Source organism: Kocuria atrinae C3-8 (genome assembly GCF_000286355.1).
In the GTDB taxonomy this organism is placed as follows: Bacteria; Actinomycetota; Actinomycetes; order Actinomycetales; family Micrococcaceae; genus Kocuria; species Kocuria atrinae_A.
Genome location: NZ_AJXN01000091.1, coordinates 1 through 8,237, shown reverse-complemented (window position 1 = coordinate 8,237; position 8,237 = coordinate 1). Strand labels below are relative to the sequence as shown.

At 60.5% G+C, this 8,237-nt stretch carries 10 protein-coding genes; 2 read left to right on the top strand and 8 right to left on the bottom strand.

Annotated features, from left to right (window positions below):
- Nucleotides 1–1,572, bottom strand: a 1,572-nt coding sequence (gene recQ / locus YO9_RS0110140; protein WP_016997367.1) for a DNA helicase RecQ, incomplete at its 3' end; no start/stop codon positions are given.
- Nucleotides 1,573–1,700: 128 nt separating this feature from the next.
- Between recQ and YO9_RS0110135 the strand changes: the two genes are divergently transcribed.
- A complete protein-coding gene (locus YO9_RS0110135) occupies nt 1,701–1,964 on the top strand; it encodes a hypothetical protein (protein ID WP_016997366.1) in 264 nt (87 codons plus the stop codon).
- Nucleotides 1,965–1,971: 7 nt separating this feature from the next.
- Here the strand turns inward: YO9_RS0110135 and YO9_RS0110130 are convergent, their stop codons facing one another.
- On the bottom strand, nt 1,972–2,205 hold the full coding sequence (locus YO9_RS0110130; protein WP_016997365.1) for a hypothetical protein: 234 nt from the start codon (nt 2,203–2,205) through the stop codon (nt 1,972–1,974).
- Between the two features lie 15 nt (nt 2,206–2,220).
- Complete coding sequence (locus YO9_RS0110125; protein WP_223286390.1) at nt 2,221–3,747, bottom strand: purine-cytosine permease family protein; 1,527 nt, start codon at nt 3,745–3,747, stop codon at nt 2,221–2,223.
- Between the two features lie 155 nt (nt 3,748–3,902).
- On the opposite strand from YO9_RS0110125, the gene YO9_RS0110120 reads away from it, so the two are divergent.
- Nucleotides 3,903–4,406: an FBP domain-containing protein gene (locus tag YO9_RS0110120; RefSeq protein ID WP_016997363.1), complete on the top strand. Its 504-nt coding sequence runs from the start codon at nt 3,903–3,905 to the stop codon at nt 4,404–4,406.
- Between the two features lie 32 nt (nt 4,407–4,438).
- Here the strand turns inward: YO9_RS0110120 and YO9_RS0110115 are convergent, their stop codons facing one another.
- The 5 genes from YO9_RS0110115 to YO9_RS0110100 all read right to left on the bottom strand — a co-directional run bounded on the left by YO9_RS0110115 (nt 4,439) and on the right by YO9_RS0110100 (nt 8,092).
- Nucleotides 4,439–5,788 (bottom strand): threonine/serine exporter family protein, encoded by a 1,350-nt coding sequence (locus tag YO9_RS0110115; protein WP_031273065.1) that lies wholly within the window; start codon nt 5,786–5,788, stop codon nt 4,439–4,441.
- A 202-nt stretch (nt 5,789–5,990) separates the two neighbouring features.
- The gene (locus YO9_RS0110110) at nt 5,991–6,401 is read right to left on the bottom strand and encodes a VOC family protein (protein WP_016997361.1); all 411 of its coding nucleotides are present in this window, start codon (nt 6,399–6,401) and stop codon (nt 5,991–5,993) included.
- Nucleotides 6,402–6,405: 4 nt separating this feature from the next.
- On the bottom strand, nt 6,406–6,897 hold the full coding sequence (locus YO9_RS17935; RefSeq protein ID WP_223286389.1) for a helix-turn-helix domain-containing protein: 492 nt from the start codon (nt 6,895–6,897) through the stop codon (nt 6,406–6,408).
- Nucleotides 6,870–7,205, bottom strand: a complete 336-nt coding sequence (locus tag YO9_RS17930; RefSeq protein ID WP_223286388.1) for a hypothetical protein — start codon at nt 7,203–7,205, stop codon at nt 6,870–6,872. Before YO9_RS17930 ends, YO9_RS17935 begins: the two co-directional genes overlap by 28 nt.
- Nucleotides 7,206–7,342: 137 nt before the next feature.
- On the bottom strand, nt 7,343–8,092 hold the full coding sequence (locus tag YO9_RS0110100; protein WP_016997358.1) for an Abi family protein: 750 nt from the start codon (nt 8,090–8,092) through the stop codon (nt 7,343–7,345).
- Between the last annotated feature and the right edge of the window lie 145 nt (nt 8,093–8,237).

The window sequence follows — 8,237 nt, the reverse complement described above, 5'->3', positions numbered from 1 at the left end:
CGGCGCCCTGGTCGACCGCCAAGTCCAGGTGACCTCGCCGCGCAGAACGGGACCGGCATGTGGACCGGGCACCAGCACGCCGTAATCGCCCACGGCCTCTACGATCCCGCGGGCGAGCAACTGCCGCAGCACCGAACGCCACTCCCGCTCGGTGAGCTCCGTGCCGATCCCCCACACGCTCAGCTCGTGGTGGCGTGACTCGACGGAGCGTTCGTTCTCGCGGCCGAGCAGCACGTCGAAGATCTTCCCCGAACCGAACTGCTGACTGCGTTCGCGATGCAACCGAATGAGCGTGGACAGCAGCTTCTGCGCGGGCACGGTGGCGTCCCACATCTTGGGGGGTTTGAGGCATGTATCGCAGTTGCCGCACGGCTCGGACTCCTGGCCGAAATATCGCAGCAACTGCACGCGGCGGCACGAGACGGTCTCGCACAGGGCGAGCATCGCGTCCAGGTGCGAGCGCGCGTTGCGCATGTGCAGTTCGCTGCCCTCGCCGCGGTCGATGAGGCGGCGCTGATTGACGACGTCGCCCAGGCCGTACGCCATCCAGGCGGTCGACGGAAGCCCGTCGCGTCCCGCGCGGCCCGTCTCCTGGTAGTAGCCCTCGATACTCTTGGGGAGGTCCAGGTGGGCGACGAAGCGCACGTCCGGCTTGTCGATGCCCATGCCGAATGCGATGGTCGCGGCGATCACGATGCCCTCTTCACGCAGGAACCGCTCTTGGTGTTCGTGCCGGACTGAAGCATCGAGCCCCGCGTGGTACGGCAGGGCTGTGACCCCGTGCTTCTCGAGGAATTCCGCGGTGGTTTCCACGCTCTTGCGGGAGAGGCAGTAGACGATGCCGGCGTCGCCGTCGTGCTCGGTGGTGATGAATTTCAGGAGCTGGTCGCGGCCGCGATCCTTGGGCTCGATCCGGTATTGGATGTTGGGGCGGTCGAAGTTGGAGACGAAGTGCGCGGCGTTCTCCATGCGCAGGCGCTCGGTGATTTCGCGGTGCGTGCTGCGGGTGGCGGTGGCGGTCAGTGCGATCCGCGGGACGTTGGGGAATGCATCCGCGAGCACGGACAGCCCCAGGTAGTCGGGGCGGAAGTCGTGGCCCCACTGGGCAACGCAGTGCGCCTCGTCGATGGCAAAGAGGGCGATCTGGGCCCGGCGCAGCAGGTCGAGGGTGCGCGGCAGGATCAGGCGTTCGGGGGCCATGTAGAGGAGGTCGATCTCGCCGGCGAGCAATTGCTGTTCGACTGCCTGCGCTTCCTGGAAATCCAGTGAGGAATTCAGGAAGGCCGCGCGGATTCCGACCGCTTCAAGCGCTGCCACCTGATCAGACATCAGCGCAATCAGGGGGGAGACCACGATCCCGGTGCCCTCTCGGAGGATCGACGGGATCTGATAGCACAGCGACTTACCGCCGCCGGTGGGCATGAGAACCACCGCTTCTCCTCCGCTCATCACCTGGTCGATGATGGCGGCCTGCTCACCGCGGAACTCGTCGTAGCCGAAGACATCGGAGAGGACGCTCAGGGGTGTGGGTGCGGCGTCGACGGTCTGCGTAGCGGTGTGGTGGTCCTGCATGGTGTCCACACTATGTCTGGATCTGAGGTGCCGGTGGCCGAGGGTGGTTCAGAACACTGGCCATTCGGCACTGTGCTCGGTGTGCAGTGTCGATACCGTGGGGAAAGAAGGGAATGAGGTGGTATCACATGAAGAAGATCATCGACTTTTTCGGTCTGAGAAGTGACTCCCCCGAGGACGGGCCCTGGTACGGCATTGACCGCAAACTCAAGACCAAGCTCATTGCCATGTCAGTGGTCTTGGCCCTGGCCGTATTGGCGGTGGCTCACTTCTTGTTCCGCGGGATCGATGTGCTTCCCCAGAGCTTGCCGTGGTGGCTGGCGCTACTTGCGTACATCTGGTCGCTGAATGTGGCGAAGAAGCGGCACGCAAGTCCCAACGGCGCGAGCTGACAATCCGTCAGGCCGCGTGGGAGCCGTGGGTGGTTGCCGCGGTTTCAACAGCTACCCGCCCTGCGAAGGCCTTACGTCGCCGGAGCTCCCAGTAAGCAAGCACGAAGTACAGGACGGTGCCAACGGCCGCAATCACGAAGAACCGATCGCGTTGAGACGTGTACGTTGCCATGTCCGGGCTTGCGACCAGGACAAGCAGGCCATTCACGAAGACCACGGCCAGGACAATGATCCACGTCACTCTCAACGTCCTGGTCTATCCCCTGCGGTCCTTCAATTCGGTCTCAGCGGGCATGATCGCAGCCGCTTGGGCATGGAAGTTATCCACCCGCTCCTGGAAGAAAGCATCCGCCGCTACCTGTTCAGGGTATTTCTCGGCCGCCCCCGATACCCGGGCGAGCAAGACGTAAACCACAAGCGCGATCACCCAGCCGAACACGAACAAGAAGTACACGGGCATGAGATCAAACACGATCATCACAGCAGAGAAAACGGGTGCAGCGCCCCAGGCGACTAGGGCGGGAACGTTCTGGACCCCCTTGTAGCGGGCCCAAGATGTAGTGAGCCCGAGTCGCGGCAGGATGTAATGCTCAGCGAACAGGATTCCGCCGATCGGTACGAGGAGAACACCCACGTAGGTCACCAGGGAGAGGTAACTGCGGTAGACGAACGGGAAAACGCTGGCCACCAGGACAACGATTCCCACGACCAGGGTGACGCGCTGGCGTGAGAGCCGCGGGAAGACACCTTGCCCGGCCAGACCTGCCCGATAAAGGTTGGCGTTGGCAGTCGTCCAGCCACCAACAATTACGGTGACGAATCCGGCATACCCCAGTGCTTGGAACGCCACGTCCTCGGGCTCCAGGACGGTGATGCTGGTTGTCGTGATCGCAGCGGTAGCCGCGCCCATGAAACCGGCCGCCAACCAGGCCACGTAGTGCCCAAGGAACATGCCGGTACCCGAGAGGTATCCGTACCAGCTCTTTATGGCGTATCGGAACAGAGACATGTCGATCAGGCCAGCATGAGCGAAGCTGTTCGCCGCCCATGAGTAACCGATGATGCCCAGAAGACCGATACCTTCTGCGCCCTCGGGGGTCTGGCCCGTGAACACGCCTTCCCCACCGATGTTGATGAATTCTTGCCAGCTGCTTACTACCGGGGAGCCGGTCACCGCCTCGGCGACCACCGGGATCATGGTCATCCCGCCGGTGACGAACATGACCATCAGCCAGGGGCCACAGATACTGGCGAATTCCGCAAGAGCATTGAACCCGAAAGCCACCACGAGGACCGCTACGGAACCGAACGCCAATGCGATAAGCACAAAGCCCCAATTGGTGGGGTAAGCCTCCGTCTGCGCTGGGAATCCGAAGACGATGCGCAGGGCTGTGGCCGAGACGGTGATCATCGCCGCCGAGATGATGGCGAAGACGATTGCGTTCGCAGCGTTGTACAGCCACGTCATCAGGCGCCCCGTCGTGCGGTTGAGGTAGGTATAGACACTCATCCGCGTTCTGATAGCCATTGGGGCAGTCACGAACCGATAAGTCAGCACGGCGAGCGCGTTACCGACGGCCAGGCCAATAATGACATCGACGATATCTGCACCGAGTATGACGAAGGTTGCCCCGAAGACAAACTCTGTTCCGGCAACGTTTTCGGAGGCGTAGAGACCGGCGAAGTGCCGTGGGCCATGCAACCTGCGTTTGTTGGCGGGTAGTTGTTCAGCGTCCATTCCGGCGATCTGCCGGTCGATCTCGGCCGCACGTTTCTTGGCCATCAGCACCCTGCCCATCGTTCGGAGACTTCGAGGGTAACTCGATCATCTACGGCTTGCACGGTCTGACTTCGGGGCGAGGTCAGCCCGTGGATCTTCTCGTGGGTTAGCCCCCTCTTGCGCAATTGACACCAGGTATAAACCGATAGTTTTCAACTATGCACTCACACACCGAATCCGAGATCCGCAAGAGCTTCATCAACTGCTCCAAGGGTGTTTCGCAGCGCATCAACATTCCGCAGGACCTGTTCAGCATCGACTGGGAATCACAGGTTTTCCTCGGTTGGATCGACCCTAAATCGCCGCGCACCGGCTATGTAGTGGCCGAGACCGGGAACGGTCTGCGTGGGCTCGTACTGGAGAAGAACCCTCATAAGGGCAAAAGTGGCGCGCGCATGTGCCAGATCTGTCTGACCCTGCATCCTGGCAGTGGAGTATCCCTGGTGTCGATCCAGCGCTCGAAGTCCGCCAAGGATCACTACAACACTGTGGGGACTTACCTCTGCTCGGACCTCGCATGCAGCGATTACACCCGACGCAAGAAGAAGCCGGAGGGTATCCGGCAAATGGAGGAGACCATGTCACTCGAGGATCGAGTGGAGCGGACCCTCACCAATATTCAGGGTCTGATCCAGCGCGTGGCCGACGGCATGGGCAAGTAACCCCCGCCGTCGGCCCGCCGGTCCTACTGGCGCTACTGGGTGAACGGCTTGGAGAAGATCGGGACCATGATGTCGCTGAAGTTCTCCTCGTCGGCCATCTCCTTGCGGAAAGTGCGATCCGGGTGGTTGTGGGTGAACTGCTTACGGCGGCTCGCCCACAACATCTCGGACGCGAGGTACTGGCCCAGGATGCCGCCCATGGACAGGCAGAACGCGGTGATGGTGGCTTCCAACGATGAATCATTAGCGCCGTCCATACCGAAGATCGTGCCCAGCACGCCTTGGTACACCAACATTCCGGGGAACAGCGGTAAGAGGACGACCATCAGTGAGGCATTCGACGCCATGTTCAGCGCGCGGGTGAGAACGACACACACAGCGCCGGCTGCGATTGAAGCGACCAAGATGGCTGCGTAAGAACTGATACCCGCAGTCGCCAGGGAGAGCATCAGGAGCATCACCGCTCCGCCGAACAGGCCCAGCGCCGCGAGTTTCCAACCGCGACCACCCGATGCGAGCGCGAAGCCAGCCGACACCATGACGGCGCCGAGCACGGACAGGCCCCAGCGGGTGTCATCCATTTCGAGGGTCTCGATGAAGTTCATGTCCTCACCGAAGATCGGCTGCATCAAGTGGATCCCAAGTGTCACACCGGCCACCAACCCGGCTGTACTGGTGACCACGTCCAAGATGCGGCCGGAGGCAGACAGGTACCAGCCGGTGATGACGTCGTGCACGGCGCCGTAAGCAGCGATACCCGCCAACCAAGCAGCGAGGGAGGCAACGATGCAGACCGCGGGCTGCGACGTCGAAAAGAAGAGGCCCGAGATGCACGCGCCGATGACCGCTGTGAAACCGCCCGCCGCAAGGCTGAAGATCATGGGGGCTTGAGTACGAACGACCAGCGCGTAGACCGTGTATACGGCAGCGGCAATGAATGCGGCGCTGATTGTGGAGACGAGCCCACCGCCCAGAATCAGGGAGAAGCCGACACCGAACATCGCGAAACCCATGGCCGTCAGTCGATGGCCGATGACACGCGACTTGGCCGTGACTTCTTCCATCTCACGGATGGCTTCCTCGATGGTGAGCCGGTCCAAGATAAATGACTCGAGAACCTCACCGGTCTCGGTGCGCAGGCCGATGTCCAGCGTGGCCGGTTCGGATTCGAGTATCCGGGTACTGGGAGCGTCGTCGGGCTCTTCCTGATGGCTGATGGTGACCTGGCCCAAGCTGACGCTGACGGTCACGTTGGGCATCTCGGTTTTTTGGAAGATCGACAAGAGAGATTTGGTGGTACTGGCAGATCCCGAGCCGCTTCGGATCAAAGCGTCCGCGATCAAAAAGGCGAGTTTATAAGCCGCCTGTTCAGTTGAAAGCATGCGGTCACCCTAGCGCCGCTACTCGGGGGTACGCCAGCTCCGCTAGTCGCGGCGGGTGAGTGTAACCCGCGTCATGGCGGGGATTTTGGCGCCTTGAGTGAGGTTGTTCACGGGAGCTGCCGACTATGGAGTTACTACGTTCGTTGACCTCCGCCACCTGAGACCACCGCCTCAGGTGACGGGCGCCCCAGCGAACCTCTCGTCACTCCCCCGGATACGACCCCACGCTCCATTGGTTGCCTTCGGGATCGGCGATAGTTGCCGAGCGGCCCCCGTAGTCCTGGTCCGTGGGCTCAGCGATGGCAGTGCCGTGTGCGGCGAGCGCTCGGTGGAACACGTCGTCGACCTCGGCATCGGTGTTCACCACCAAGTAGCACTTGGTGTGTCCGACCATCTCGGCGTGGGCATGTGGGTTGTCTTCGCGCACCGATCCGAACATCACGCCGCCGTTGTCGCGCCATCGGTATTGGGCGTGCTCGACGACGCTCGGATCGTTTTCGCTGGTGTACAAGACCACTTCCTCGAACCCTAGGGCCCGCAGGAATTCTGCACCGCGAGCGGCGTCGGCAAAAGTCAGTGAATGGAACAGCTGTGGTTTCGTGTTGTGTGTCATGACTTCATGCTGCCGTGCCTGGGTACTGCAGGTCTTGAAGAAATGGGAACTCCACTTCTTTACTGGGTGACTGCCCAGCGAGCGCGTGCCACTCCCGCGACAAATGTGATTGATCGGCGAAACCAGCAGCATAGGCGGCGTCGGCGAGACTGGTGCCTTGTCCGACCATCGTGCGAGCCCGCGAGAAACGGGCGAGACGACTGAGTTGCTTGGGTGAAAGACCGATCTCGTTGCGTATGCGGGTGTTGAGATACCGACGTGACCACCCGACGTCGGCGGCGGTTTGGGCTACTCCACAGCCGTGGCACAACAACCGCCAGGCGCGGCGAATGTCGGCGGGCATTGAGAACAGTTCCAGGCGGTTCAAAAGCAATGATTCGAGAACCGCGAACCTCTGGGACCACTCGGTTTGCTCGGCGATCTGGGCATATTCGCTCTTCGTGAGTCCGCGTGGCAATTCGGCCAGGTCTACGCTGTGGCCAGCCAATTCTGCCAACGCGCCCCGAACAGGGAGCGGCAGCCCAACGGCGTCAGCTGCAGTTGGATCCCGCGCTGCAATCCGTGGGTGCGGATCAGTGCGGGAAATAGGTGCAGCCCGGAGACTGATGCCCACAGCTTCTGCGACTCACGCTCGCCGAACCACCCGACATCGAGCGGGTCCTCGAAGGCAATGATCAGTGTGGCTGTCGCACTGGGTACTCCGAGATGCACCTGATCTGTGTTGAGGGAGATGTCATAGCCGACCATTGGCCCGGCGAGGTAGTCCCGCAAGGCCGGATGCGGCTGATGGATCGCCCCAGTCATGCGGCAAAGCTAGCACGGGTCGTACTTTGTGTAGCAGGTCTATCCAGGCGAAGTAGGAGGTAAGCGAACTAAAGATTCCGCTCGCCCAAGTTTTACGAGTTCCGCACCACGCCTTCCGGCCTACTGCAGGCACTTACTTATTGACTTAACCGCTGTGCCCAGAACTTGTCTCGGTACCAGCCCTGCGGAATCCCCATGCCCTCCAACGGAACTTCTGAGTGCTCATCGAGTAGATCGTATAAACGCTGCGCCCACGAAGAGTTTGGTGAAATTACGTGGAGTATGCTTTGCAGTGACACCAAAACCGAATACAGTCGCTTCCTGCGGTCTGAGGAATCATCAATAATACTGGGATCATCCAACCACTTGATTTTCGTCGACGTCGGGAGAGCCGGGTAAACTCCGAGGCCGACATTCCAAAGTCGACCGTGGTGGGCACAGATATTTCGGACTCGCACGTAAGTGCGCAACCAAGACTTCATGAGCGGGCCGTTGATTCCCAAAGATCCAGAAATCTTATTAACATCTGAGCTGGATCTCATATTTAGGATCACACTCTCTAGCTGGCCTAAAGTCAGGAGTTCAAATGTCACCCACGAGGGAGGCAGTTCCGGCTCCCCATAGGTGATCAAATAATGTTCCAGCGCTGACGTGTGAGCATATTGACCATCCGATGACTCCTGTTTCCTCCTAAGTTGCAGGTGGCAGGTTTTTTCAACCATAGCCAAAAATTGAGAATGCTTGTGTTGATCCTTAAAGTGGTTCTTTTTTGTATACCAGAAAGCGTCATTGTAGATGGTTGACATGTAGTCAGTGGTGGCTGCCCTAACTGCCACCTCGATGCGTTCTACGGCATCCATAACCAAGAGCCTTAACTGGCCCTTCACAGATGAGCATGGGTAGCCGGGTGCGTGGGGGCGTTTCGGAGCGCGTGTTGTGGGGTCTGGGTAGAGGTCGAGGCCTCCAGGATGGGTAGCGACCAAGCAACCTGATCCATAAAGGCCTCGACGTGTCTCATGCTATCTGCGCGCC